This window comes from Pelotalea chapellei (assembly GCF_018531195.1).
In the GTDB taxonomy this organism is placed as follows: Bacteria; Desulfobacterota; Desulfuromonadia; order Geobacterales; family Pseudopelobacteraceae; genus Pelotalea; species Pelotalea chapellei.
Genome location: NZ_JAHDYS010000010.1, coordinates 75408 through 100573 on the forward strand (window position 1 = coordinate 75408; position 25166 = coordinate 100573).

Sequence of the window (25166 nt, forward strand, 5' to 3'; positions counted from 1 at the left end):
AAAAAACTATCAGCGCAATGGCTATTATGTGGTTGTGATTGTATCTGCAGTGCATGAGGGTTCCAATGTTCCGAAATAGTCTAGGCAATAAGTAAAGAATTGTCAACTCCCCGTTCCGACGTGTCTTATTGGATCACAGGCTATTCTCGTTTGTTAGTATTGTCAAACACTCCACCAGGCGACGATTTTCTTCCGCAGTTCGTATCGCAATGCGGAAAAAACGATCAGACAATCCTACGAAACTGGAACAGTCGCGGATGAGAATGTGTTCTTTTAGTAGTAAACCCTGTAATTCGGTGGAGGTGCAGCCGCTGGAAATTTCCACCAGCAAGAAATTGGCACTGGAAGGGTAGACGGTCAGCTGCCGGAACCGGGAGAGCTGCTCGGTCAGCCAAGATCGCTGCGAATTGAGGTATTCGAGGGACATTGATTGGTACTTATGATCACCCAAGGCTGCAACCCCTGCTGCTTGCGCCAGAGTATTGACGCTCCAGGGGCTGCTCACCCTGCCCAATTTCTCAATGACATCCGGGCTGGCTACGGCATATCCAAGGCGCAAACCTGGTATGGCAAAAAATTTGGTCATGGAACGCAGCACAAGACCATTGCTGCAAGCGGCAATGGTCGGCGCGGCGGTTGCCCCGGGGCAAAAATCAATGAAGGCCTCATCCAGCACCAGAAACGTTCCGCTATCCCGGCAGATGTCGCAAACCTGCTCGATAAGGTGACGCGGAAAAACTATTCCCGAAGGATTGGCCGGATTGCACAGGTACAAGGCATCGTATCCGTTGCCAAGAACATCGCGTAGTTTTTCAGGGTCCAGGCGGAATGAGTCCTTTGGTGAAAGTATGAAGTGACTGATTTCCCAGTTGTGCTGTTCAAGGGCATAGGCATATTCGCTGAAGGAAGGGGAGACAATCAGGGCGCGCCTGCCGGCAAGCATTGCCGGAAGGTTGTAGATCAGTTCGGTGGATCCGTTAGCCACAAGGAAATGTTCTGCAGGAAGAGCATGGTCATCTGCCAGGGCACGCTTTAGCTCTTCACAGCTAGTGTCGGGGTAGTGGATCAGGCTGTCCAGTGCAGAGATGATTGCCTCCCTGACAACTGCAGACAAACCGAGAGGATTGATGCTGGCTGAGAAATCGATGGTTTCACCAGGTGAAAGTCCCAACTGGCGTGAGACAGCAAAAATATTGCCTCCATGCTCATTGTTGGATGACATGGAACCTCACTTCCAGCTTCCGATCAGCTGTTTCCACTATAATCTTTCGATGCATGTTTATCTCCTGCATGCCATAAGCGCAACGATACACAGACCTGCCATCAGCAGGGTCGTCAGATACATCAAGCGGATCATGTTGCGGTACGCCTGACCATCCAGCGGGGTTAGAGGATCGCCGATATGCTGCTTGAAGGATTCCTTGCCGCCGTAGCTGGAGGTACCCCCAAGGCGGACACCAAGGGCGCCAGCAGCAGCAGCTTCAGGATGGGCGCTGTTGGGTGAGGGATGTTTAAGCCGGTCGCGCAGGAAAATTTTGCAGGCATTGCTCCAGGAAAGCCCGAGCGCAGGTGCTGAGATGATCATCAAAATTGCCGTCAGCCGTGCCGGGATAAAATTAACCAGGTCATCCATACGCGCCGAAGCCCAACCAAATTGAAGGTAACGCTCATTTTTATAGCCTACCATGGAGTCCAGGGTGCTGATCGCCTTGAAGGCCATGGCTGTCACAGGCCCGCCAGAAGAAAGCCAGAACAGGGGAGCAATGATGCCGTCAGAAGTGTTCTCGGCTACAGTCTCCACCAGGGCACGCCATATTTCATCTTCGTTGAGATGTTCCGTGTCCCGGCCGACAATGTAAGAAAGATGTTGTCGTGCCGAAATGATGTCTCCCGCTCCAAGGGCAGCGGCTACCAGGGACGATTCCCTGTGCAGGGAGCGAGCCGCCAGGCAAGTTGCGGAAACCATGATGGCTGCCAGCAGTCCGGCCAGGGAGGAGAGATGGGCGGTGCTTCTCAGCAGCAGCCAGGTGGTTCCTGCGGCGGTGCCGGTAGTCAGCAGCAGCAGCAGGACTCCGGCGCAGCGCTCACAGGCGATCAGGCGCCTCAAAAGAGACTCCAGGACTGTGATCAGCCTTCCGATCTGCACCACGGGATGGGGCAGCCAGCGGGGATCACCCAGCACCAGGTCGAGCAGCACTGCCATGGCTATGACTTCGGGGTCAGGGGAGATCATTACCAAGGCCGCAGATGGTGAGCATCTGTTTCATGTCGAGATGTTGCGACATGTGGTCCGCCAGTGCATCAAAGGGATCATGAAGGGGCTTGATATGGTCTCTGAGCTTGAGCGGCATGCCTTTGTCCCTGCGAGCCGAGTTGAGGAACGTTTCCCGGAAGTGATTGTTGTCGAAGAGACCGTGCAGATATGTGCCGAAGATACGGCCGTCGGATGAGACACATCCGTCATGAATCACAACATCATCTTTACCGCGCTTGAAAATGCGGGAAAAGGGATGTGGCTCTTCCATATACGTTGTTGTGCCCATATGTATTTCATATCCGCTGAGAACATCATTGCAGTCAGGAGCGATCTGGTGGCCGTACTCTTCCAGATAGGCCAACGCTTGGTGGGTCTCCTTGTCCAGCAGGATTTCCGTTTCCACCGGCAGCAGTCCAAGACCTGTTGCTTCTTGAAGTGACGACTCGACATGATTTGGATCAAGTACCCGCCGGCCCAGCATTTGATAGCCGCCGCAGATTCCTACAATGCGCCCCTTGAAGTCGGCTATGGCGTCGTAGATCCCGCGTTCCATCAAGAAGTAGAGATCTGCAATGGTTGACTTACTTCCCGGAATGATCAGCATATCCAGTCCAGTCAACTGGTCCGGCACTTCCACGTAGCTGATCACCACGTCATGTTCCTGCTGTAAAGGATCAAAATCGGTGAAATTTGAAATGCGTGGCAGCTTGAGAATGCCGATATGCAGGCGCTTTTGACCTGTGAGAATATTGATGACCTTGGAGCGATTGCTGAGAACAACACTATCTTCAGCAGGTAGAGACAGGTCCGGCAACCAGGGGAGTACCCCCAGGACAGGTACGCCGGTGCGGGCTTCGATGAACTCGATGCCGGAGGAGAGAATGGATGGGTCTCCGCGGAACTTGTTGATGATTATGCCCCTGAGAAGAGCTTTTTCGTGGGGTTCCAGCAGTTCGATGGTGCCGATGATCTGGGCGAATACGCCCCCCCGGTCAATGTCTGCCACCAGAATGACCGGACAGCGTGCCATCAGGGCTACTTTCAAGTTGGCGATGTCGTTTTCTCTGAGATTGATCTCTGCAATGCTGCCGGCGCCTTCCATAACGATGAACTCATAGGCCTGCTTCAGGCGATCAAAGCTTTCGGTTACCTTTTCAAATGCCAGAGGTTTGTAGCGATCATATTCGCGAACATTCATGTTGCCTACTGCACGTCCCTGGACAACGACCTGGCTTCCGGTATCGGAATTCGGTTTGAGTAGCACCGGGTTCATGTCCGTATGGGGGCTGATGTCGCAGGCCTGTGCCTGCATGGCCTGGGCGCGCCCGATCTCACCTCCTTCGGGAGTCACAAAGGAGTTGAGCGACATGTTTTGGGATTTGAAAGGTGCCACGCTGAAGCCACGTTTGACGAGATAGCGGCAAAATCCGGCGGTAATCACAGATTTGCCCACATCGGAGGCGGTGCCGCAGAACATTACTGCACCGGGAGCTGCAAGTGGTTGTGCGCCTTTCGTACTTTCCATTGCAGGTTCGGAAGAGGTCTTGAATTTGCGGGCGTATCCGCGCGGGGTGACCATGCGTCCCTGTCTGTCCACAAAGCTTGATGAATTGCCGATGATCACCAGAGTGGACATGTTGATTTCGTGCTTCAACATTTGACCTAATGTTGTGACGATGACCGATTGACCTGGGCGGCAGGCATTGGTAACAATTCCCACCGGAGTTTCTGGCGGACGTGCCGCAAGCATGATGGTCCTGGCTTTTTCAATCTGGGTGATGCGGCTCTTGCTGCGCGGATTGTAGATAACCACGACAAAATCGGCTTTGGCTGCGGCTTCAAGTCTGGTAATGATCAGATCCCATGGAGTGAGCAGATCGGAAAGAGAGATAACCGAGAAATCATGCATCAGGGGGGCGCCCAGAACGGATGCAGCAGCCTGGAGAGCGGATATGCCCGGGATGACCTGTACTTCAAGGGCAGGAGAGGAGGGTTCTTCATTCTGAGCATCCATTTCCAAAAGTTCGTACACCAGTCCTGCCATGCCGTAGATTCCGGCGTCTCCACCGGATATCAGACATACCTTCTCACCGTTTCTGGCCTTGCGGATGGCATCACGGCAACGCTCCACCTCCTGCATCATACTTGTGGAAATGACACTCTGGTTGGTGAGCAGTGGTCTGATCTGATCGATGTAGACGTCATAACCGATGATGGTGGTGGATTCAGCAATAGCCTGACGTGCAGCTGCGGTAAGGTGGTCAATATCACCCGGGCCGTTGCCGATGATGGTAAGAGATGCCATGGTCTGCCTCTAGTGTGGTATGGGAAAAAAAGCGAAATTATTGCATGTGAACCGGGGGTGATGCAAGGGGGAATGCTCCTGTGTTGACAGGAGCAAGTGCGGTTTCAGGCGGAGTAGGTGGAATAAAGCTGTTTAACCCGGGCAAGGTAGTCCCGGGTTTCGCGAGGCAGATGGTCGGGCCGCCTGTCCACGTTGCCGGGCCCCCAATTATAGGCGGCCAGGGCAGAGTCTACATTGCCATTGTAACGTTTGAGCAAGTCTTTCAGGAAGCGAGTGCCTGCCATGACATTCTGTTCGGGATCAAAGGAGTCATTGACCCCTAATGAGCGGGCTGTTGCCGGCATGAGTTGCATGAGACCCCGTGCACCGGCATGGGAAACTGCGGTGGGATTGAAGTTACTCTCAGCCTTGATTACTGCCTTGATTAAACCTATATCAACGCCGAAGTGGCGGGACGCCTTGGAGATGATCGGGTCAAGCCAGGAATTTCCTGCTACTGACCGGGTTGGCTGGTCAGTCTTGAGGGGTAGTGTGTCTGTTTCCAGGCTGACATGGTCTGTCGCTGGAGCTGAATTTTCCTGCTCTGGTTGAGTTGAGCTATAGGCTTTGACAAGTGCCTGAAGCGAAGGTGACTGGCTGGGAAAAATCGGCTGAGAGGAGGTAGCAGGATCATCACCTGCCAATGTCAAGGTGGTTCGAAGCATCTGCAGGTTCAATGCCTCTGCCAGCGATGCTGCTTTGGTCTGTGCTGTCAAAGCATCGGAACTGTTGTTTGCCAGCACGCTTTCCAGCTTGACGGCAAAATTCTGATCACTTGATTTCTCGTCGGAGGAAGGGACGGTTTCCACTGGTCCCTTGAGGAGTGAGGCAAGCAAAGATAAATTTTGGCCGATAGCATTGGTCATAATGAGAAATTATCCTCGAACACCAGATTTTTTTTCTTTAGCTTTTCAATCAGGGTGGTTCGTTTCAGGTTCAATAATGCTGCAGCTTCTTTTTTATTGCCTTTGGTTCTGGTGAGTGCCTGCCCAATGAGGCGGTTCTCAAAAAGCTCAACCGCAGAATTAAGGCATATTCCTTCATCGGGAAGCCCGTCATTTGTTGGCAGCGAGACAGGTGTCGGTCTTTTTTCAGAAAGATATTTTTCCGGCAGATCATCCGGAGTAATCACTCCACTGGTTTTAAGTATTACCAATCGCTCGACAAGATTTTCCAGTTCTCTGACATTCCCTGGCCAGCTGTAATTGCACAAGCATTCGATAGTTTCTCGGGAAAAACCCTTGACTGCATGATTTCTGTCCCGGTTGAAAATGTTGAAAAAGTTTTCTATCAGTAGTGGGATGTCTTCCCGGCGTTCGCGTAATGGCGGTATGGTAATAGGAATGACTGACAGCCGGTAGTATAGGTCTTCACGAAAATCTTTGGTGGCAACCATTTCTTCAAGATTTTTATTAGTGGCTGCAATAATGCGAACATCCACTTTTTGTGAGCGCGTAGATCCCACCGGCTCGAATTCTCTATTTTGCAGTACGCGCAATAATTTAACCTGCATGTTGGCCTTCATGTCGCCAATTTCATCAAGGAAAAGAGTTCCCTTGTCAGCCATTTCAAACCTTCCGGCGCGATTGGCAAAGGCACCAGTGAAGGACCCTTTGACATGGCCGAATAATTCGCTTTCCATAAGCTCATCCGGTATGGCCGCACAGTTGACAGGCACGATTACCTTGCTGTTTCTGCTGCTCAACAGGTGTATGGCACGAGCTGCAAGTTCTTTGCCGGTTCCTGACTCGCCTTGAATCAGTACCGTAGCATTAGACAGAGCCACTTTTTCTATCATTTCAAAAAGATCGAGCATCGGCTGGCTGGTGCCGATAATGCCGGAACGAAAGGCATGTGGTGTCTGGGCCGGTGTTACTGAGGATTTTTTTAGAGTTTGACCTTCACGGGCTCGCATCACCAGGCATTCCAGTTCGTCCAGATTGAGCGGTTTTGAGAGTGAAAAATTATGATCGCCCGCTAGATGATGAGGCAGGTCAGCTTGCAAGCCGTAATTGATCAGAACAAGCTGAGGATTGATTTTTTTTGCTTCCTGCCTGAAATCAGGTGCAATGGTTGCGAGGTAGGAGACTTCTGCAATCACAATGTTTATCTGTCTCTCCCGGATTGTCTCGAAAACCGAGTCGTCTTGCCGATGAGGGATGACGTCATATCCTTGATATGTCAAAAAAGCTGAGATTAAATTTACGCTTTTACTGTCATTATCAATAATAAAAATTGAGCCTTCGTTCATGGGGTTCCGATTGATTATATAGAAATGATGTTGATGAGGCTGTCAACATACCGTCATTTATTTTTGAAGTCAAGAAAATGACTTTTCGTTTTTTCGGTTCAGCCTTTCATCATGAATAAAAATGCCTGATAAACTTATCGCGCTTGATTAATGTGAGAATTACATGATAGGTTTACGTCGGCCTAAAGCACCGTTAGTAATAAGAAAATTTAATATTGCGATAAATTTTAGAGGAGGAAAATCCATGAGCAATGCACTGGTTGTTAAAACAGACGATTCCCACGGCGAACTTATTCAGCTTGTTAGTTTTAATCTGGATCAGGAAGAGTATGGGGTGGATGTACTTAAAGTTCGCGAAATTATTCGCATGCCCACAGTTACTCGTGTGCCAAATACTTCACATTATGTTGATGGTGTCATAAATTTGCGCGGCAAGGTTATCCCCATTATTTCCATGCGTAAGAAATTTGGTTTAATGGAAGTGGAAAACGATAAGCAGACGCGCATTATGGTGATGGATGTTGATGGCGAACTCATGGGATTTATCGTGGATGCTGTTTCAGAGGTGATCCGAATCTCCGGCAGCGAAATCCAGCCTTCACCTGCTGTGGTGGCAACTGGAATAGATCAGGAATGTATTGCCGGTGTTATCAATCAGGCCGAAAGGTTGTTAGTGCTTCTCGATCTGGAAAATATGTTTTCAAGTGATGAAAAAAAGATATTTGGTTCACTGTAACTACTTGTAGCGCCAGACTCTCCCAAGGAGATTGCAATGCCGCCGATTGATTGCGAAGATCAGGAACTGCTGGAAGGCTTCCTCGCTGAAACGACTGAACTGCTTGAAAAGCTTGATGACGATCTTGTGGCGCTGGAAAAGGCATCGACTGATGCTGATTTGCTCAACCGCATTTTCAGATCGATACATACTGTGAAAGGTGCTTCAAGCTTCCTCGGTTTTGATCTCCTGGTCAAGGTCACTCACAAAACTGAAGATGTACTCAATCGGTTACGCAAGGGCGAACTTAGTGTGACTCCCGAGATCATGGATGTTGTTCTTGAAGCAACCGATCTGGTCAAAGTACTGGTGAGTGACATAAAAGCCGGTGAATTGCAGGAGCGTGAGGTGGATGGCACGATCGGCAAACTGTTGCCGCTGCTTTCAGAATCAGTCATGGTTCAGCCTGCTTCAGTCGCTCAGTCTGCGCCTGTCGCTGATGCCGTTCCTGCGCCTGCCGCTGCAGCAGACATTCCGCCCGGTTCGACCGAACCTGCTTCGGAGCCGGAGGTTGCAGCGGTTCCTGCGGTCAAGACCACCGAGGTTGCCCCCCCAAAAAAGAGTGCTCCACCACCTAAGCCCGCAGAAGGCAAGAGCGAAGACCTTTCGGATAATTCCACGGTGCGTGTTGATGTAAAGCGACTGGACGATCTGATGAACCAGGTCGGTGAACTGGTGCTGGAACGCAACCGGATGATACAGATAAACCAGAATCTGCAACAGGGTGATCTCGATAAAGCCGATTTCAATGAGGATTTTGGCAAACTAACCAAACGCATGAATTTTGTGACCTCAGAATTGCAGATGCAGGTCCTCAAAATGCGTATGCTTCCTGTGGAAAAAGTTTTCAAGAAATTCCCCCGTATCGTGCGCAGCATTGCCCGTGACCTGGGAAAAGAAGTTGACCTGCAGGTGTTTGGTGAGGAAACAGAACTTGATCGTTCTGTAGTAGATGAAATTGGTGATCCCCTTATCCATTTGATTCGCAATGCAATGGATCACGGGTTGGAAACACCTGATGAGCGTGTCGCTGCCGGGAAGCCGCGAGTTGGTTCTCTGGTTCTTTCGGCGGTGCATGAGGGGAATCAGATAATTATCAGCATCAAGGATGATGGTCGTGGCATTGATACCGATCGTGTCGGGCGTAAAGCGGTAGAAAAGGGTCTGGTAACCGAGGAACAGCTGAACGCCATGAGTCAGCGTGAACTCTTTGACCTGATATTTCTTCCGGGGTTCTCCACAAAGGATAAGGCATCCGATTTGTCCGGCCGTGGTGTCGGCATGGATGTGGTCAGGACAAATATCAAAAAACTCAACGGTCTCATCGAGATTAAGAGTGAACGCGGTTTTGGTTCAGAATTTATCCTGCGTCTGCCGCTGACCCTGGCCATCATCCAGTCACTGCTTGTTGAGGCAGAGGGTGAAGTTTACTCCATTCCGCTTTCTTCGGTGCTTGAGACCCTTCGGGTCGACCAGCGCCAGTTTCATATCATTGGAGGACAGGAAGTACTGAAGCTGCGCGATATGGTGCTGCCCCTGGTACGACTTGAAAAGGTCTTCAATATTGCCCGGCGTTACGAGAGGGATGATTTTTGCTACGTCGTTGTGGTGGGAGCTGCGGACAAGCGTATGGGACTTGTCGTGACCCGCCTCGTGGGACAGCAGGAAGTTGCCATAAAGTCACTCGGGAATTACCTTGCCAATATCCCCGGCATAGCAGGCTCCACCATCCTTGGTGATGGCTGCGTTGCACTGATTGTTGACCCGGTTGGGCTTATAGAAGGCAATGAAGGGAGCGCAGCACGTTGAATCAAGACGTAAAAGGTTGTTGAAAAACAGCCATTTCGCCGCCGTCCTCGTCAGCCCGCTTGTGCGGCGTAGCGCTGCTACGCCTCCGCGGGGCTTCCTGTGGGTGCGACGATCTGACTATTTTTGAACAACCTGAGTATTTCAACAGCCTCCTAAGATTAATTGTTTCACGTAACGAAGGGATCAATTGTGGCAATATCAGATAAAGACTTCGAACTGATCCGGGATTTTATTTACAACATTTGTGGAATGTATTTTCACACAACGAAGAAGTACTTCCTGGAAAGCCGTCTTTCTCGAAGGATTGAGGCAACCAGAGTCAAAACATATGCAGATTACTATCAGTTGCTCAAGTCTCCCCGTGGTACTGAAGAACTGAAGTTCCTGATGGATGAAATCACTACCAACGAGACCTACTTTTTTAGAAATATCCCGCAATTGAACGCACTTGAAACAAAACTCCTGCCTGAAATCGTTGAAACAAAAAACAAAATGGGATTCCGTAAGCTGAGGATATGGAGTGCAGCTTCATCTTCTGGAGAAGAGGCTTACACAATGGCCATGATTCTTCTTGAGAAGCGTTCTACTCTTCTCAAGGATTGGATTATCGAGATTGTTGGAACCGATATTAATGAAACTGTCATCGCCCAGGCCAAGGAAGGAATCTATAATGCCTACTCAGTCCGTAATGTCCCGGATATCTACAAGCGCAAATACATCCGCGAGGATAACGGCAAATTCATTCTTGCTCCCGAAGTAAAAAAGTTCGTCACCTTTAATAAGCTGAATTTATACGATGATTCAAAAATGATTTTCATGAAAAGCTTTGATTTTATCTTCTGTGCAAATGTGTTGATCTACTTTGACATGGCCTCCAAATCCAAGGTTGTGCAGCATTTCTATAACAACCTGCAGCCATACGGCTATTTCTTTGTCGGGCAATCGGAATCTCTGCATGGAGTAAATGACAAGTTCAAGACCGTTCATTTTCCTGGCGGTTTTACTTATAAGAAGTAGCCTGAGAGGTCGGATGCATGAATAAAGATGCTTTACTTTTAAGAGCCGAACAGCTGGTGGATAATACAGATGACCTGCCTACCATTCCGGTTGTGGCTACTCAGGTGCTGCAACTTCTGGACAAGCCTGATGTCCAGGTGGAAGAGGTAGCTGATTTGATGCTTTCCGATCAGGTCATGACCGCCCGGGTTATGAAGTTGTTGAATTCCCCCGTCTACAAGCCTGCCAACGAAATCACTTCACTTAAACGTGCACTGGTATATCTCGGGCTCCGTCACATTCGGGAGCTGGCATTGACGACTTCATTTATTAACGCTTTTGAGGCGGATGCAGGCGCCTTTGAAATTGCTTCTTTCTGGGAACACTCCTTCGGTGTGGGTATGGTTTCAAAAACCATTGCATCAAGAATCGGTTATCCTGATCTGGAGAAGGCCTATATCAGCGGGATAGTTCATGATCTCGGGGTCGTGTTCCTCAGCAATTTCATGAGGGAAGATTTTTTGGCTGTTCTTGCCACAATCAAGGACAAGCCGATAAAGCTGGTTGATGCAGAGATAGAGCAGTTTGGAACAAGCCATTGTGAAATAGGTCTCTGCATGTCCCGCAAATGGAACTTCCCGGAAGCCTACAGCGATGTGATTGCTCATCATCATGCGCCGGAAGATGCTACTATCGATCCGGTCCTGTGTGCCATCGTGAATATCTCGGACCTGTTTTGCAGCGTCCGTGAACTTAACTATGGCGGCAGGGAGTGGGTCAGTTTCAATCTCAGCGAGGAACCCTCCTGGGAGATCCTCAAGAAAGAGTCTCCCAGCCTTGTAGACCTGGATGTGGAACGATTCTGTTATGAGCTTGACGATGCCATCCCTGATGTAAAGGATCTGGTCAGCTCAATATTTTCTACCAAGGAATAGGCTCGATGTTAGTTACTCCAGACAGCAAAATCCGAATATTGATCGTAGATGATTCGTCTTTTATGCGCATGGCCATACGAAGCGTGCTGTCCAAAGACCCCAAAATTGATATCGTTGGTACAGCAGCGGACGGTATGGAGGGGGTTGAGAAAGCTATTGCCCTGAAGCCTGATATTATCACCATGGATGTGGAGATGCCTCGCATGGATGGCATTGCCGCACTTAGGGCGATCATGGCCAAGGCCCCCACACGGGTGATCATGGTTTCGACTCTGACCAATGAAGGAGCGAAAGCCACTTTCGAAGCACTGGACGCCGGCGCCATTGATTACATTCCCAAGAATGTTACAGACTCGGCTCAGGCGCAGAGCGTGTTCAGGGAAGAACTGCTGCGCAAGGTTCAGGAAGCGGTGCGTTCACGAGTTGGGCGCCTCATACCGTCTCCGGCATCTCGTACCCCATCCCCATTCCAGGCAGTTCCACGGACTCTCCCATCGAAATTACGCGGAAAGAAAATCAACTATGTTGCTATCGGTGCATCTACCGGCGGACCTGTAGCACTCCAGGAAGTACTCTCGCGAATACCCGTTGATTTTCCGTATGGCGTCATAGTTGGCATTCACATGCCGAAGGCCTTTACCGGTCCTTATGCTGACAGGTTGAACGCCAAATGTTCCATGACCATCCGTGAGGCAGTTGATGGAGATATTCTCAAGCCGGGATTAGCTCTGGTGGCTCCTGGGGGCATGCACACGACTCTGGTGCGTCAGGGGGCTAATGTGGTTGTCAAAGTGGTTCCTCCCGCTACCCATCCTCAATATGTCTACATTCCTTCCGTGGATTTAATGATGTCTTCCATGGCTGAAGCTACCAGCGGTTCCATGCTTGGAGTCATTTTAACCGGTATGGGTAACGATGGTTTCAAGGGGATGCAGCTGTTGAAAAGCAAGGGAGGGGTAACAATTGCACAAGATGAAGCCACATCTACTATTTACGGCATGCCCAGGGCATGCGTGGAGGGTGGCGTAGCTGATGAGGTGTTGCCACTTGGGCAGATCGGTTTTGAAATATCCAAATTTGCAGGATGATGAAACTGAAGTGCTTGATATAGTGAAGGTATGTAAAAGGCGACCGTAAGAAGGTCGCCTTTTTTATTTTTTAACGGTGGGCGTGCACGATCAGCCCTTTTTTCGTGGTGGTGACGCGGCAGTTGGAAAACCCGTTGTGCTTAAGTTGCCTCAGAATGAAAAATGCCGCAATGGAGTGCACTCTGGGCAGAATCAGCGGGAAATGATCCATTGGGATGCGTTTAATAGCCTGCCAGGTGGCGGCGGGAGAATATCCACCCGGCGTGCCTGATGATTCAAGTGGGCCTGCCATTCAGCTGTGTTCGCTTGTTTCGTGGAAGGAAAGTTCTTTCCAGGTATCAATGGTATTGTCAAGTCGCCATTGGCTGCCGGCCATATAGGTCAATTTGCCCTCACCGTCAATGTAGACATGCATGGCCTCTTTCTTTTCAAATTCCTCGATCTTCTTCTTTTCTCCGGTGACCCAGCGCGCTGTCACATAACTGACCGGTTCAAAAGCCACCTTCACGCTGTATTCATGTTCCAGACGGTGCATGACAACCTCAAACTGCAGCAGACCGACTGCTCCAATGACCCAATCGGCACCCATGACAGGCTTGAAAACCTGTGTAGCGCCCTCTTCGGCCAATTGTACAAGGCCTTTTTCGAGGGCCTTGGATTTCATCGGATTGAGCAGGCGCACCTTGCGGAAATGTTCCGGAGCAAAGCTCGGAATGCCGGTGAATTTAAGATCCTCCCCCTGCGTAAAGGTGTCACCGATCTTGATCGTGCCATGGTTGTGGATGCCGATGATGTCACCAGGCCATGCCTCTTCAACATTGGTGCGATCCTGAGCCATGAAGATGGTGGCATTGGCAATTTGAACCTCCCGGCCGAGCCGGACGTGGCGAACTTTCATCCCCCGGGTGAATTTGCCGGAGCAGATACGGAAAAATGCAATCCGGTCACGGTGGGCCGGGTCCATATTTGCCTGGATCTTGAAGGTAAAGCCGCTGAAAGGCGCTTCATATGGAGAGACCGCCCGGCTGATGGTTTCGCGCGGTAAAGGGGGAGGGGCGTATTCAATGAAGGCGTCCAGCAGCTGCTGTACACCGAAGGTGTTGATGGCACTGCCGAAAAATACCGGGGTTTGCTGACCTGCCAGATAGGCTTCCTTGTCAAATGGATGTGCAGCGCCTTCAAGCAGCTCAACGTCGTGACGCAATTCGTCCACCTGACTGCCAAGCATTTCATCCAGGCGAGGATCATCCAGCCCATTCACCGAGAGAACTTCGCCGGTGCCGTTGGCTGCTTCTGCGTCAAAGAAAATCAGTTCTTTGGTGTAAAGATGATATGTTCCGCGAAAGCGTTTTCCCATGCCGACAGGCCAGGTGATAGGTGCAGTCTGCATCTTGAGATTCTTCTCGATATCGTCCAGAAGGTCCAGTGGCTCCTGTCCTTCGCGGTCCAACTTATTCATGAATGTCATGATGGGAGTATGCCGCAATCGACACACTTCAAGCAATTTTCTGGTTTGGGTCTCGACTCCCTTGACCGAATCAATCACCATTAAAACAGAGTCCACTGCTGTCAAAACGCGATACGTATCTTCGGAAAAGTCGTTGTGACCGGGGGTATCGAGCAAATTGATTTCGCAGCCGTTGTAGGTGAATTTCATGACCGAGGAGGTAACCGAAATACCACGCTGCTTTTCCAGTTCCATCCAGTCCGAGGTGGCATGGCGGGCGGATTTGCGGGCCCGAACCTCACCTGCCTGCTGAATGGCACCACCAAAAAGCAACAATTTTTCTGTAATGGTGGTCTTGCCTGCATCCGGATGGCTGATGATGGCAAAGGTACGTCGTTTTTCAACTTCCTGCTGGTTAAACATTTCCACTGTGAATCTCCATTATGAGTGCTGCGCGGAAAATCGCGCGAACGTTATGATTTGAATACCAGGCGGTCCAGGCACCACTGACCGCCACCTGCGATCATCAGGTACAATGCCATGCCGAGCAGGGCCACGTTATATTCGATGCCATGCCCAACGCCGGCAACACATTGCATGTTCAAGAAAAATCCATTGGCCCAGTGGATTTTATACATGGCTACAAGCATGACTGCCGAGATACCTGCTGCTGAAAGTCTCGTGAGAAAGCCGGTCAGTACTCCAAATCCTCCGCCGAATTCGGCAATTATAGCTAAAAGAGTAAAAATGGCTGGAATACCAAGACCTTTTTCAAAATGAGCCAGTGTTGATGTTAGCCCCTTGCCACCAAAGATACCCAATAATTTCTGCGCTCCGTGAGCCATCATTATAAGGCCCAGAGGGATTCGTACCATCATGGGAGCAATCAGATTTGTGGCATCAAAGCCAGAGCTGTTTCTTGCCATGGATCCTCCTGAGCCGACACGTTTGGAAGTGAAGACGGAAAAGCGTGGGAGTGGTGACAGCAGAAATACAAAAAGGGACCGAATGTCCCCCAAAGTAATAAAAAACAAGAGCTAGAAGCTAAATCTTATAACATATCCGGCTCTATATTATCAAATAAAAAGGGCTCTCACTTCTCGTGGAGCCCTGCTGTTTATGGTGACTGATTCTCTTGTAGTGGTGTTTTTTTTGATCTCACCCCAGGTCGTCAGAAGTAAAATCTGAGTCTTTTGGTTTTGATCTCCGATAGTATCGATCCTGTTTGTCCCAGAGAATCTGACTGGCTGACCCTAATATAACATTAAGATCAGTAATAGTTGCATAAGGATAACGACTGGCAATTCTGTTCATTACTTTACAGGTAGTGGTTGGATTGCAGTACCAGGGCATGGCGTTCACTCCTTTCAATTTAAAAGAAGGTGGAACCAATCTAGTTCTGGTTTGATTCGCACATTTCGTGCCGAAATATTAATGTATTAATTTTAAGGTATTGAACGGAATTTGGATTGAAAAATCGGCTTAAATTGTCGAAAAAACTTACTAGGTGTTAATTATGGACGTCCTGTTCTATGGGAAAGGATTGCGTTCCATGGGAGGGATGGGGGCGGGGATTGGTAGGAGGGTTTTGAACTGAAACTATTTAAGAAATTGGCGGGCGGCATGGGATTCGAACCCACGACCCCAGGCTTCGGAGGCCTGTACTCTATCCAGCTGAGCTAACCGCCCGTTTATGTGCATCATGTTACTGCGAAACAGACCATGACATTTACACTAATTGCTCTTTCAACTCAAGCCAAAAATCTGTCCTTTTGATGAATCGTTTGCTACACTGTCACCCGGAGATCGGCATGAAACGTACAATTACATTGATCATAGCGATGTTTTTTTTGTTTCCATCGCTGGTGCTGGCTGCCAATTTCAAATTTCAAAAAATACGTAATGGCGTTATTGCCGCCATTGCCGAGCCAGGGAGTAAAGCTGCCAGTAATTGCCTGATTATCGTATCTGAATACCAGGTCGTTATTGCAGGGGCGCACTTTGTTCCAGAAACTACCAAGGAATTGCTGGATTACATTAAAACCGTTACCCCCATTCCGGTTCGCTCCATAATTTTGACCCATCATCACCGAGGTTTTAATTATATAGATTTTGATCTTCCCGCCAATGCTGAAATTATCGCATCAGCTCAAACATGGCAGGCGTTGAAAAGTGAATTTCGTCAGATCAAAAATTCGGTCACTTTCTTTGATCGCAGCCTGACTATGAAACGTGGCAGTACGCTGATAGTGATGAACAATACTGTTCAGGGCCATAGCGAAGGGGATGTTTTTGTGTATTTACCGGAGGAAAATATCCTCTTTTCATCGGACCTGTTCTTTAATGATGTTGCCGGATACATGGGAGATGGCCATTTCCGTGAATGGATCAATACTCTTGAGATTATGGCTGGCATAGATGCCCGCTATGTTGTTCCAGGGTTGGGCAATGTGACTGACAGCGATGGCATCCACCGCTTTCAGTCGTTCTTTCGTGATTTTACTACTGAAGTGCTTCGTGTGACCGGTCTTAATGTGGATGTCGAGATTGCCAAACGCAAATTCTCCTTGCCACAATACGAGAACATGCCAGGTTTCAAGGTGTTTTTTGAAGCCAATTTCAAACGTGCTTTTTTTGAGCTTAAGGATCTGAAATGACTTCTAGTAAACCACGGGTTATCGGCCTGACTGGAGGAATTGCCACAGGCAAGAGCAGTGTTGCACGCCTACTGGAGCAGCATGGAGCTGTAGTGATAGATGCAGATCAGCTGTCCCGGGAAGCGGTCATGCCAGGCTCTGCTGGACTCGCGCATATCATTGCCGCCTTTGGCGAGGACGTACTTTCAGCGGATGGAAGCCTTGACCGGGCTCATCTCAGAGAAATTATCTTTGTGGATAATGAAAAGCGGCGTCAGTTGGAACAGATCCTTCATCCGGAGATTAAGCAACTGGCTGAGGAGCAAATTGCAGCCGCAGCTGAAAAACATAAACTGGTTTTTTACATGGCTCCGCTGCTGATCGAGGCTGGGGCAACTGACCGGGTAGATGAGATCTGGGTGGTGACAGTTAGCCCGGAGGTACAGATTCAACGACTTATGGTCCGTGACGGGGTCAGCTTTGAGCAGGCTCAAGCTATAATCGGCACCCAAATGCCGTTGGCCGAAAAAGTATGCTGCGGCAGAGTAGTAATTGACAACAGCGGCACCTTGGAGCAGACACGACAAATTGTGGATGCGCTATGGGTACAGGAAACCGGGGATTTTGATGAGTGAAAAGAACCATATTATAAGACGCGGAAATGCTTTGGTGGCGCCGCTTGAGGTTACAATGAAATGCTTTGCTGCCGTTCCGCGTGGTGCAGAAGAGGTTACAGCCCGTGAACTCGAAACTTTGGGCGCTAATGGAGTACAAATAGCCAAGGGTGGGGTAGCTTTCGAGTGTGGCAGGGAAGGGCTGTACCGTGCCAATCTCTGGCTGCGCACTGCCAGTCGAATCCTGGTGCAGCTTGCTTCATTCCCTTGCACGAATCAGGGAGAATTGTACAACGGCATGTATGCCATCGATTGGGCAAGCCTTATTAAGCCTGAAATGACCTTGGCAGTTGACTGCAGTCTGCGCGATTCAGCCCTGACTCACTCAGGTTTTGTCGCTCTCAAAACCAAGGATGCCATTGTTGATCGAATCCGTTCAGAATGTGGCAGTCGCCCCAGTGTAAATACTGCCGCACCAGATGTGCGAATCAATGTGCATTTGCTGAAGAATGTCTGTACCGTCAGTCTGGATAGCTCGGGTGATTCACTAGATCGCCGTGGATACAGGTTGGAAAGGAATGAAGCACCGCTGCGCGAAACATTGGCGGCGACGATTGTGGCGTTAACTGGCTGGGATGGTTCTATTCAGCTATGTGATCCAATGTGCGGATCAGGAACGATTCCCATCGAGGCAGGCTTGCTGGCATCACGTAAACCACCTGGGTTTGGGCGTGCTTTCGGCTTTCAGCATTGGCTTGATTTTGATGGCTTACTCTGGGACAGGATTGTCAGAGAGGCAGAGGCTGGCATCCGTAATCTTCCGGTGGGGCTGATAACCGGCTACGATCAGGATAGCCGGGCGCTTGCGTTGGCGGGTCGCAATGCGGCAGCGGCTGGTTTTGAAGGTCAGATTCACTTCTTTCATGCAGAGCTGGAGAAATTTCAGCCGGAAGGGGAAAAAGGAATAGTAATTATAAATCCCCCCTATGGAAAAAGGCTGGGAGAAGAGGATGACCTGAAAGAGCTTTATTGCAGAATAGGTGACATCATGAAGCAGCGCTGTCGGGGATGGACCGGCTATGTTTTAACCGGCAATCTTGAGCTGGCCAAGTATATAGGTCTTAAGGCTTCACGTCGTTTTGTTCTATTCAACGGCCCCATCGAGTGTCGCCTGTTGCGGTATGAGCTGTATTAGGCAGAGCTAGAGTCGATCTAGCTCTGATGTAATTTGTGGCAGAACAGACAACGATTTTTGGAAGGATGATTGGGTGGAAAAGGAACTCCTCGTTCCTTGTGGCAGGGTTCGCAAAACTTTTCAGCCCCTTTTTTGTCAGGTTTAAAAAAAGCACGTTTCATTATTGATGCATCTGTTCCTGGAGCGTCACGGAACGCTGTCTCGTATACAATACGATGAGTAGCATCGTAGGGTACAAATTTTGTTTTTTCCTTCCCCGTAATGGCAAAGAAAGTTCCCAGGACAGCAACAACCAAGGCTATAAAAAACCAGTCACGTTTATCTATCTTCATAGGTAAGGTAGTCTCTTTTCTATCAGGTCATTCAGATTTGATTAGTGAAAAATAAATGATTACTCCGCCTATCAGCAGCCCTCCGCAAGCAAATGGAACCAAGGATTTAAGAGAAAGCTCTTCACCAGCAGCGGGCATGGCGTAACGTAAAATAACAATGGCTCCGACCATCGTAAAAAGAGTTAGTAGTACTGTTTTTGATCTTTTAATGATTCCCAGAAAAAAAACCACTGTAATAATTGCCAAAATAGCAGGATTGCTGAATATTTGCTGCAGAGTCATTGTCTGCAAGGAATGCATCAGGTTTGCTGTTTCAAAGGGCCGCAAAACTTCGGTGGTTTTTTCCAGCAGCTGTTTATCCATGGCTTTTCCGATTGGAACTACATCTATTTTTCAGAATTCTAAACCAGAACAGTGTAGTTCGGCAAGTAAAAGAAAAAGCCCGCAATGTGCGGGCTGATCTGAAAGTTCAGCTCAGAAAGTCCATGACCTTGTCTAAAAATCCTTTTTTCAAAGGATGGACATCTTCGCCGCTGATTCGCGCAAACTCTTCAAGCAGTTCCTTTTGTTTCTTGTTAAGGTTGGAAGGTGTCTCAACCCGTATGATAACCAGCTGGTCTCCTCTGCCATATCCTTGAAGTGAAGGAATTCCTTTGCCCCGCAAACGGTAGATTTTACCGGACTGAGTACCTTCCGGAATTTTCATGGCCACCTTGCCATCCAATGTAGGAACCTCCACTTCGCATCCCAAGGAGGCTTGGATAAAGCTGATGGGGAATTCGCAGATGACATTGTTCTCCTCACGCTGGAAAAGGGGGTGTTCTTTTACGCTTATGGCTACGTACAGGTCACCGTTGGGCCCGCCTTTTAGTCCCTGACCTCCATCACCAGGAGATTTAAGGCGTGATCCTGTTTCAACGCCACCAGGTACTTTGATGGAAAGTGTCTTAGTGTCTTTGACGCTCCCTTTGCCACGGCAGTCCGGGCAGGGATCGTCGACCACCTTTCCCTCACCATTGCACTGGCCGCAGGTTTTGCTGACACTGAAAAAACCCTGCTGATACCGAACCTGTCCCGCTCCGCGGCAGGTGGGACACACTTTGGGATCAGTTCCAGGTTTTGATCCTGATCCGCTACACGTCGTGCAACGTTTAGCAAAGGGAACCTCAATTTTCTTTTCTACACCAAAAGCCGCCTCTTCAAAGGTAACTTCCATGTTGTAGAGTAGATCATCTCCACGTCTGCCTTGTGTTCGTCCTCTGGTGTTGCCGCCGCCGAAGATGTCACCGAAAATATCCCCGAAAATATCGCCAAATGGGCTCCCGCCACCAAAACCTCCGAAGCCGCCGCTCGAAAATCCTCCGCCTGATACACCGGCATGACCGAATTGATCGTATTGAGCGCGTTTTTGTGCATCCGAAAGGATTTCGTAGGCTTCGGACAACTCTTTGAACTTCTCTTCTGCTGCCTTATCGCCTGGGTTTTTGTCCGGATGATGCTGTATGGCCTGTTTTCTGAAAGCTTTCTTTATTTCAGCTTCCGAGGCGTTGCGATGAACGCCGAGAATATCATAGTAGTCCTGTTTTTCGCTAGCCAAGATAGTATCCTTGTAATGCAAAGAGCAGCGCCCTCCGAAGAGGACGCTGCCCGCGCAGAATTGTATTATGCTTCGGTTGGGTGGATTTCAATCCAACCCTGCCTGAATTACTTTTTCTTGTCATCCTTTATTTCTTCAAAATCTGCATCAACTACTTTTTCGTCCTTATCCGAAGAACCGCCGGGTTGCTCTGTGCCTGGTGCAGCACCAGCTTCTTCGCCCGGTTTCTGAGCATACATCGCCTCAGCCAGTTTATGTGCCGCTTGGGCCAGTTCGTCAGTGGCTTTTTTAATAGCCTCTGCATCCTCGCCTTCCATGATTTTCTTCAATTCTGAAAGTTTGTTCTCGATGTTGCCCTTTTCCACTGCGTCAATTTTGTCACCGTACTCTTTAAGGGATTTTTCGGTGCTGTACACCATGCTGTCTGCATGATTGCGAGCTTCAATGGCTTCACGTTTCTTTTTGTCCTCATCCGCATGGGATTCGGCATCACGAACCATCTTTTCGATTTCTTCCTTGGAGAGACCGGATGATGCTGTAATGCGGATGGACTGCTCTTTGCCGGTACCCAGGTCTTTTGCGGAAACATGTACAATACCGTTGGCGTCGATATCAAAAGTAACTTCAATCTGGGGCACGCCGCGCGGTGCCGGTGGAAGCCCGGTCAGCTCGAAATTGCCCAGAGTCTTGTTGTCTTTTGCCATTTCGCGCTCGCCTTGCAGAACGTGAATAGAAACAGCCGGCTGATTGTCTGCCGCAGTGGAGAAAACCTGGCTCTTACGGCAGGGAATGGTGGTGTTCTTCTCGATCAATCTGGTCAGTACACCGCCCAGGGTTTCGATGCCTAATGAAAGTGGTGTTACATCAAGAAGCAGGACATCCTTGACGTCACCTTTGAGTACGCCGCCCTGTATACCTGCGCCAATGGCTACTACTTCGTCCGGATTTACTCCCTTGTTAGGAGTTTTTCCAAAGATATCCTGGACCCGTTTCTGTACAGCCGGCATGCGGGTCATTCCGCCAACCAGAATGACTTCGTCAATGTCAGCGGCCGACAGACCTGCATCTTTCAGGGCTGTACGACAGGGACCATCAAGTCTAGCCAGTAGTTCGGCGCAAATTGACTCGAGTTTGGCGCGGGACAGCTTCATGGTGAGATGTTTCGGTCCTGAAGCGTCAGCTGTTATGAACGGAAGATTGATGTCTGTCTCCATTGAAGAGGAGAGCTCACATTTGGCTTTTTCAGCAGCTTCTTTTAGACGCTGCAACGCCATTTTGTCTCCACGCAGGTCAATGCCCTGGTCTTTCTTGAATTCTTCGGCGATCCAGTCGATTATCAGCTGGTCAAAATCTTCACCACCAAGGAACGTGTCGCCGTTGGTGGATTTTACCTCGAAAACGCCATCGCCGAGTTCCAGTATGGATATGTCGAAGGTTCCGCCGCCAAGGTCGAAAACCGCTACTTTCTCTTCTTTTTTCTTATCCAGTCCGTAGGCCAGTGCTGCTGCAGTCGGCTCGTTGATGATTCGCAGGACGTTGAGCCCGGCGATTTTGCCGGCATCCTTGGTGGCTTGGCGCTGGGAGTCATCAAAGTAGGCTGGAACGGTGATAACCGCATCAGTAACGGTTTCTCCCAGATAGTCCTCAGCGGTTTTTTTCATTTTTTGAAGTACGATTGCAGAAATTTCGGGCGGAGAATAGCGTTTGTCGCGTACCTCAACCCAGGCATCGGCATTGTCAGCTTTTACGATTTTAAAAGGTGAAATGGCTATGTCTTTTCTGACTGCATCAGAATCAAATTTACGACCGATGAGGCGTTTGATCGCATACAGAGTGTTCTCGGGATTGGTAACTGCCTGACGTTTTGCTTGTTGTCCAACCAGACGTTCGCCATTATCTGCAAAAGCCACCATCGAAGGGGTGGTGCGACTTCCTTCGGAGTTGGCAATAACAACCGGTTCGCCACCTTCCATGATTGCGACACAGGAATTTGTCGTCCCCAGGTCTATTCCAATTACTTTACTCATGTTTGTTTATCCTCCTTGTCTGATCTTGCTCTAGAAATAGCTTAGTCATCCGTATGCCAAAAAACAAGGGCACCTGGAAAAATAAAATCAGGAATATTTGGCGTAAAGATTTCAGCCGGCATTCCTTTATTTCCTGCCCCTAAATATCCTTCTTGGAAGTGGTTGAAACAGAGACCATGGCGGGACGCAACAACCTGTCTTTAAGCATGTACCCTTTCTGATATTCTTCCACTACGGTGTTGGGAGGAAGTTCATCTGTTGGTACCTGGGTCATGGCCTGGTGGAAGGCCGGATCAAAGGGGGCACCTGCCGAGTCTACAGGAGTGACTCCGAATTTTTTAAGCGCAGTGACGAACATGTCGCTGGTCATGCGGATTCCCTCGACAAGTGCCGCAAGTCCATCTTCACTGGCATGGTTTAGTGCTCTTTCCAGGCTGTCCAGCACCGGCAGAACTTCTTCGATCAATGATTTGGTCCCGTAGTTGAGCAATTCTTCTTTTTCCCGATTTGCGCGTTTGCGATAATTTTCCAGGTCAGCACGTTCACGCAGAAAACGATCCCAGTTTTCCTTGCATTCTTTATCTTTTGCAGCCAATTTTTCTTCCAGTTGAACAATGCGCTCTTCCAGGCTTGCCGGCTCTCCTGAAGCTGATGCTTCCGATGCCTCTGTCTTTGAATCGATTGGTTCTGTTGCTTCAGCTGCAACGGCATCTTTCGAGATGTCAACGGTATCGTTCTTTTTCATGTGCAATCCTTTTGTTGTGGTAATCAATGCGGCTGATTTGAAGTTAGGTTGCGGTTAATATCCTGCTGACCAGTCGGGCGGTGTAATCCACGATAGGGATAACACTGGAATAGCCCATGCGGGTAGGGCCGATGACGCCAAGCAAACCGACAGTGTTGCTGCTGGTAACAAAGCGCGAGGTGATCAGGCTGAGTCCGGCTGATCTATTCACCGGTGTTTCAGATCCGATGTATATTTGTACACCTTCGGCGGTCATGCAGCAGTTCAGGAGCTGTAGTAGGTCACTTTTTTGCTCAAAAGCCTGAAAGATATCCTGCATTCTGCGTGCATCGTTGAATTCAGGCTGATTGAGAATGCGGGCCTGGCCTTCAACAAAAATATCGTCGCGCTCCATTGTTACCGCTTGTTGGCTCATCTGGAGGGCTTGGCTCATCATGGAGTCAAACTGGTTCTTTTCATTTTTCATTTCGGCCTGAATGCGTTCTCTGGCCTGGGAAATTGTAAGTCCCTGCATCAGGTCATTAAGATAGTTCCCCATATGAATAAGTTCATCAGGAGTGAACTCGCGAACAGTCTCTACCAATTTGTTCTGCACGGTTCCATTTCGTGAAACCAGAATGGCCAAGACTTTGCGGGTTCCCAGGCGGATGAATTCAATATGTCTGAATACATCCGAAGTAAAGCTGGGTGCCACAACGATACCCATGTAATTGGATAAAGAAGAAAGGGTGCGACTCGTCTCTTTAAGCATATCCGATAACCCGGAGCCCGCCTGACGACAGCGCCGGATAATCTGTTTTTTCTCTTCACGGCTGATGGAGCGCAGTGCTACGAGCGAGTCCACGTAAAATCGGTAGGCCTTTTCTGTTGGTATTCTGCCTGCGGAGGTGTGCGGAGACGTCAACAGACCCATCTCTTCCAGATTCGCCATCACATTGCGAACCGTAGCAGACGAGAAGGTCAGCGCATGGCGGCGGGTAACAGCACTGCTGCCCACAGGTTCTGCGGTAGCAATGTAATCTTCTACGATTGCTTCGAGAATTTGTCTGCTTCGTTGTGAAAGTTCTACTTCCATAGTCAGGCCTCAAAAAAATAGCACTCAAAGCTCTAGAGTGCTAATGCCCTTCAAATTTAATCAGTGGCCTGGGGTTTGTCAAGGGATTTGGGTATATTTCAGACTGCGCCGAATTTCACCGTTTAAGCAGTCGTTCCTGGGCCAGAGCGCAAATGACTTGCCTCTCCGGGATAAAAAAGTATATCATTTCACGTTTTATCACTGATTCAGAGAGGAGGGCTGCTGTGTCCTGGCAGGCCATAGGCATATTTGATTCAGGTGTGGGCGGTCTAACAGTTCTGAGGGAAATTTTCAGGGTACTGCCCCAGGAAGATACTATATATTTCGGTGATACTGCCCGGGTGCCTTATGGGACCAAGTCCCCTGAAACAGTGGATCGCTACGCCCGGGAAATTACGTCGTTTCTCGTGAAGCGCGACATCAAGCTGCTGATAGTTGCCTGCAACACAGCCTCGGCAGTTGCTCTGAATAACCTGAAACGTGATTTCCCTATTCCGGTTGTGGGTGTTATCGAGCCGGGCGCCCGCCGGGCTGTTGAAGTGACCCGCAGTGGGCGGATTGGCGTCATTGGCACCAGCGGTACCATCAAAAGCAGTGCGTACACTCGCGCTATTAAACGCCTTAATCCTGCAGCCGAAGTGTTGACTCGTGCGTGTCCTCTCTTCGTTCCGCTGGCCGAAGAAGGGTGGACGGATAATCAGGTGGCGCGGCTTACTGCCCAGAGTTACCTGCAAGAATTGAAAGAAGCTGGCGTGGACACTCTTGTGCTGGGATGTACCCACTATCCGCTCCTTAAAAACATAATTGCAGAAGTAATGGGGCCTGATGTGATTCTGGTGGACTCAGCAGAGGAAACTGGCCGAACGGTAGCTGAGATCCTGACCAAAAAGAAACTGCTGCGGCCGGTCACTGAAAAAGGGAATCATCATTTCTTTGTCAGTGATATCCCTGCCGGTTTTATCCGTGTAGGAAACAGGTTTCTGGGTGGAAAGCTGGGGGATGTTTATCAGGTGAACCTGGATGATGAGCGTGAGGAGGATTAA

Annotated in this window: 23 protein-coding genes and 1 tRNA gene; 9 read left to right on the forward strand and 15 right to left on the reverse strand. The window is 49.4% G+C overall.

Going from position 1 to position 25166, the window contains the following annotated elements:
- Nucleotides 1-133: 133 nt before the first annotated feature.
- From cobD to KJB30_RS11770, 5 genes are all read right to left on the reverse strand, one after another.
- A complete protein-coding gene (gene cobD / locus KJB30_RS11750; protein WP_214299463.1) occupies nucleotides 134-1222 on the reverse strand; it encodes a threonine-phosphate decarboxylase CobD in 1089 nt (362 codons plus the stop codon).
- Nucleotides 1223-1279: 57 nt separating this feature from the next.
- The gene (cbiB, locus tag KJB30_RS11755) at nucleotides 1280-2233 is read right to left on the reverse strand and encodes an adenosylcobinamide-phosphate synthase CbiB (RefSeq protein ID WP_214299472.1); all 954 of its coding nucleotides are present in this window, start codon (nucleotides 2231-2233) and stop codon (nucleotides 1280-1282) included.
- Nucleotides 2220-4562: a cobyric acid synthase gene (locus tag KJB30_RS11760; RefSeq protein ID WP_214299474.1), complete on the reverse strand. Its 2343-nt coding sequence runs from the start codon at nucleotides 4560-4562 to the stop codon at nucleotides 2220-2222. Before KJB30_RS11760 ends, cbiB begins: the two co-directional genes overlap by 14 nt.
- Nucleotides 4563-4666: 104 nt before the next feature.
- Nucleotides 4667-5467, reverse strand: a complete 801-nt coding sequence (locus KJB30_RS11765; RefSeq protein WP_214299476.1) for a lytic transglycosylase domain-containing protein — start codon at nucleotides 5465-5467, stop codon at nucleotides 4667-4669.
- Nucleotides 5464-6852, reverse strand: coding sequence for a sigma-54 interaction domain-containing protein (locus tag KJB30_RS11770; protein ID WP_214299478.1), 1389 nt, complete (start codon nucleotides 6850-6852; stop codon nucleotides 5464-5466). Before KJB30_RS11770 ends, KJB30_RS11765 begins: the two co-directional genes overlap by 4 nt.
- A gap of 244 nt (nucleotides 6853-7096) precedes the next feature.
- Here KJB30_RS11770 and KJB30_RS11775 point away from each other — a divergent pair, with 244 nt between their 5' ends.
- The 5 genes from KJB30_RS11775 (at nucleotide 7097) to KJB30_RS11795 (ending at nucleotide 12455) form a co-directional block, all read left to right on the forward strand.
- A complete protein-coding gene (locus tag KJB30_RS11775; protein WP_214299480.1) occupies nucleotides 7097-7588 on the forward strand; it encodes a chemotaxis protein CheW in 492 nt (163 codons plus the stop codon).
- A gap of 36 nt (nucleotides 7589-7624) precedes the next feature.
- The gene (locus tag KJB30_RS11780) at nucleotides 7625-9436 is read left to right on the forward strand and encodes a chemotaxis protein CheA (RefSeq protein ID WP_214299482.1); all 1812 of its coding nucleotides are present in this window, start codon (nucleotides 7625-7627) and stop codon (nucleotides 9434-9436) included.
- Nucleotides 9437-9625: 189 nt separating this feature from the next.
- The gene (locus KJB30_RS11785; RefSeq protein WP_214299484.1) at nucleotides 9626-10453 is read left to right on the forward strand and encodes a CheR family methyltransferase; all 828 of its coding nucleotides are present in this window, start codon (nucleotides 9626-9628) and stop codon (nucleotides 10451-10453) included.
- Between the two features lie 17 nt (nucleotides 10454-10470).
- The gene (locus tag KJB30_RS11790) at nucleotides 10471-11367 is read left to right on the forward strand and encodes an HDOD domain-containing protein (protein ID WP_214299486.1); all 897 of its coding nucleotides are present in this window, start codon (nucleotides 10471-10473) and stop codon (nucleotides 11365-11367) included.
- 5 nt (nucleotides 11368-11372) lie between these two features.
- Nucleotides 11373-12455, forward strand: a complete 1083-nt coding sequence (locus KJB30_RS11795; protein WP_214299488.1) for a protein-glutamate methylesterase/protein-glutamine glutaminase — start codon at nucleotides 11373-11375, stop codon at nucleotides 12453-12455.
- 70 nt (nucleotides 12456-12525) lie between these two features.
- Here the strand turns inward: KJB30_RS11795 and KJB30_RS11800 are convergent, their stop codons facing one another.
- The 4 genes from KJB30_RS11800 to KJB30_RS11815 form a co-directional block, all read right to left on the reverse strand.
- Complete coding sequence (locus KJB30_RS11800) at nucleotides 12526-12747, reverse strand: hypothetical protein (protein WP_214299490.1); 222 nt, start codon at nucleotides 12745-12747, stop codon at nucleotides 12526-12528.
- Entirely contained in the window at nucleotides 12748-14325 is a 1578-nt protein-coding gene (locus KJB30_RS11805; protein ID WP_246545660.1) for a peptide chain release factor 3, read from the reverse strand.
- Between the two features lie 50 nt (nucleotides 14326-14375).
- The gene (locus tag KJB30_RS11810) at nucleotides 14376-14828 is read right to left on the reverse strand and encodes a DoxX family protein (protein WP_214299494.1); all 453 of its coding nucleotides are present in this window, start codon (nucleotides 14826-14828) and stop codon (nucleotides 14376-14378) included.
- 686 nt (nucleotides 14829-15514) lie between these two features.
- Nucleotides 15515-15591, reverse strand: a tRNA-Arg gene (locus tag KJB30_RS11815).
- A gap of 122 nt (nucleotides 15592-15713) precedes the next feature.
- On the opposite strand from KJB30_RS11815, the gene KJB30_RS11820 reads away from it, so the two are divergent.
- Genes KJB30_RS11820 through KJB30_RS11830 form a run of 3 tightly spaced genes read left to right on the forward strand, consistent with a single transcriptional unit; the run spans nucleotide 15714 to nucleotide 18347 of the window.
- A complete protein-coding gene (locus tag KJB30_RS11820; RefSeq protein WP_214299496.1) occupies nucleotides 15714-16559 on the forward strand; it encodes an MBL fold metallo-hydrolase in 846 nt (281 codons plus the stop codon).
- Entirely contained in the window at nucleotides 16556-17173 is a 618-nt protein-coding gene (gene coaE, locus KJB30_RS11825; protein WP_214299497.1) for a dephospho-CoA kinase, read from the forward strand. Before KJB30_RS11820 ends, coaE begins: the two co-directional genes overlap by 4 nt.
- On the forward strand, nucleotides 17166-18347 hold the full coding sequence (locus KJB30_RS11830; protein WP_214299499.1) for a THUMP domain-containing class I SAM-dependent RNA methyltransferase: 1182 nt from the start codon (nucleotides 17166-17168) through the stop codon (nucleotides 18345-18347). The genes coaE and KJB30_RS11830 overlap by 8 nt, the downstream gene beginning before the upstream one ends.
- 17 nt (nucleotides 18348-18364) lie before the next feature.
- Here the strand turns inward: KJB30_RS11830 and KJB30_RS11835 are convergent, their stop codons facing one another.
- From KJB30_RS11835 to hrcA, 6 genes are all read right to left on the reverse strand, one after another.
- Entirely contained in the window at nucleotides 18365-18679 is a 315-nt protein-coding gene (locus tag KJB30_RS11835) for a cytochrome C (RefSeq protein WP_214299501.1), read from the reverse strand.
- A 27-nt stretch (nucleotides 18680-18706) separates the two neighbouring features.
- A complete protein-coding gene (locus KJB30_RS11840; RefSeq protein WP_214299503.1) occupies nucleotides 18707-19042 on the reverse strand; it encodes a hypothetical protein in 336 nt (111 codons plus the stop codon).
- Between the two features lie 106 nt (nucleotides 19043-19148).
- Nucleotides 19149-20276 (reverse strand): molecular chaperone DnaJ, encoded by a 1128-nt coding sequence (gene dnaJ, locus KJB30_RS11845; RefSeq protein ID WP_214299505.1) that lies wholly within the window; start codon nucleotides 20274-20276, stop codon nucleotides 19149-19151.
- A 107-nt stretch (nucleotides 20277-20383) separates the two neighbouring features.
- Nucleotides 20384-22303 carry a molecular chaperone DnaK gene (dnaK, locus tag KJB30_RS11850; protein ID WP_214299507.1) on the reverse strand — a complete coding sequence of 640 codons (1920 nt, stop codon included), beginning with the start codon at nucleotides 22301-22303 and terminating at the stop codon, nucleotides 20384-20386.
- Nucleotides 22304-22442: 139 nt separating this feature from the next.
- Nucleotides 22443-23048, reverse strand: a complete 606-nt coding sequence (gene grpE, locus KJB30_RS11855; RefSeq protein ID WP_214299508.1) for a nucleotide exchange factor GrpE — start codon at nucleotides 23046-23048, stop codon at nucleotides 22443-22445.
- 43 nt (nucleotides 23049-23091) lie between these two features.
- A complete protein-coding gene (gene hrcA, locus KJB30_RS11860) occupies nucleotides 23092-24123 on the reverse strand; it encodes a heat-inducible transcriptional repressor HrcA (protein WP_214299510.1) in 1032 nt (343 codons plus the stop codon).
- 224 nt (nucleotides 24124-24347) lie between these two features.
- On the opposite strand from hrcA, the gene murI reads away from it, so the two are divergent.
- Entirely contained in the window at nucleotides 24348-25166 is an 819-nt protein-coding gene (gene murI / locus KJB30_RS11865) for a glutamate racemase (protein WP_214299512.1), read from the forward strand.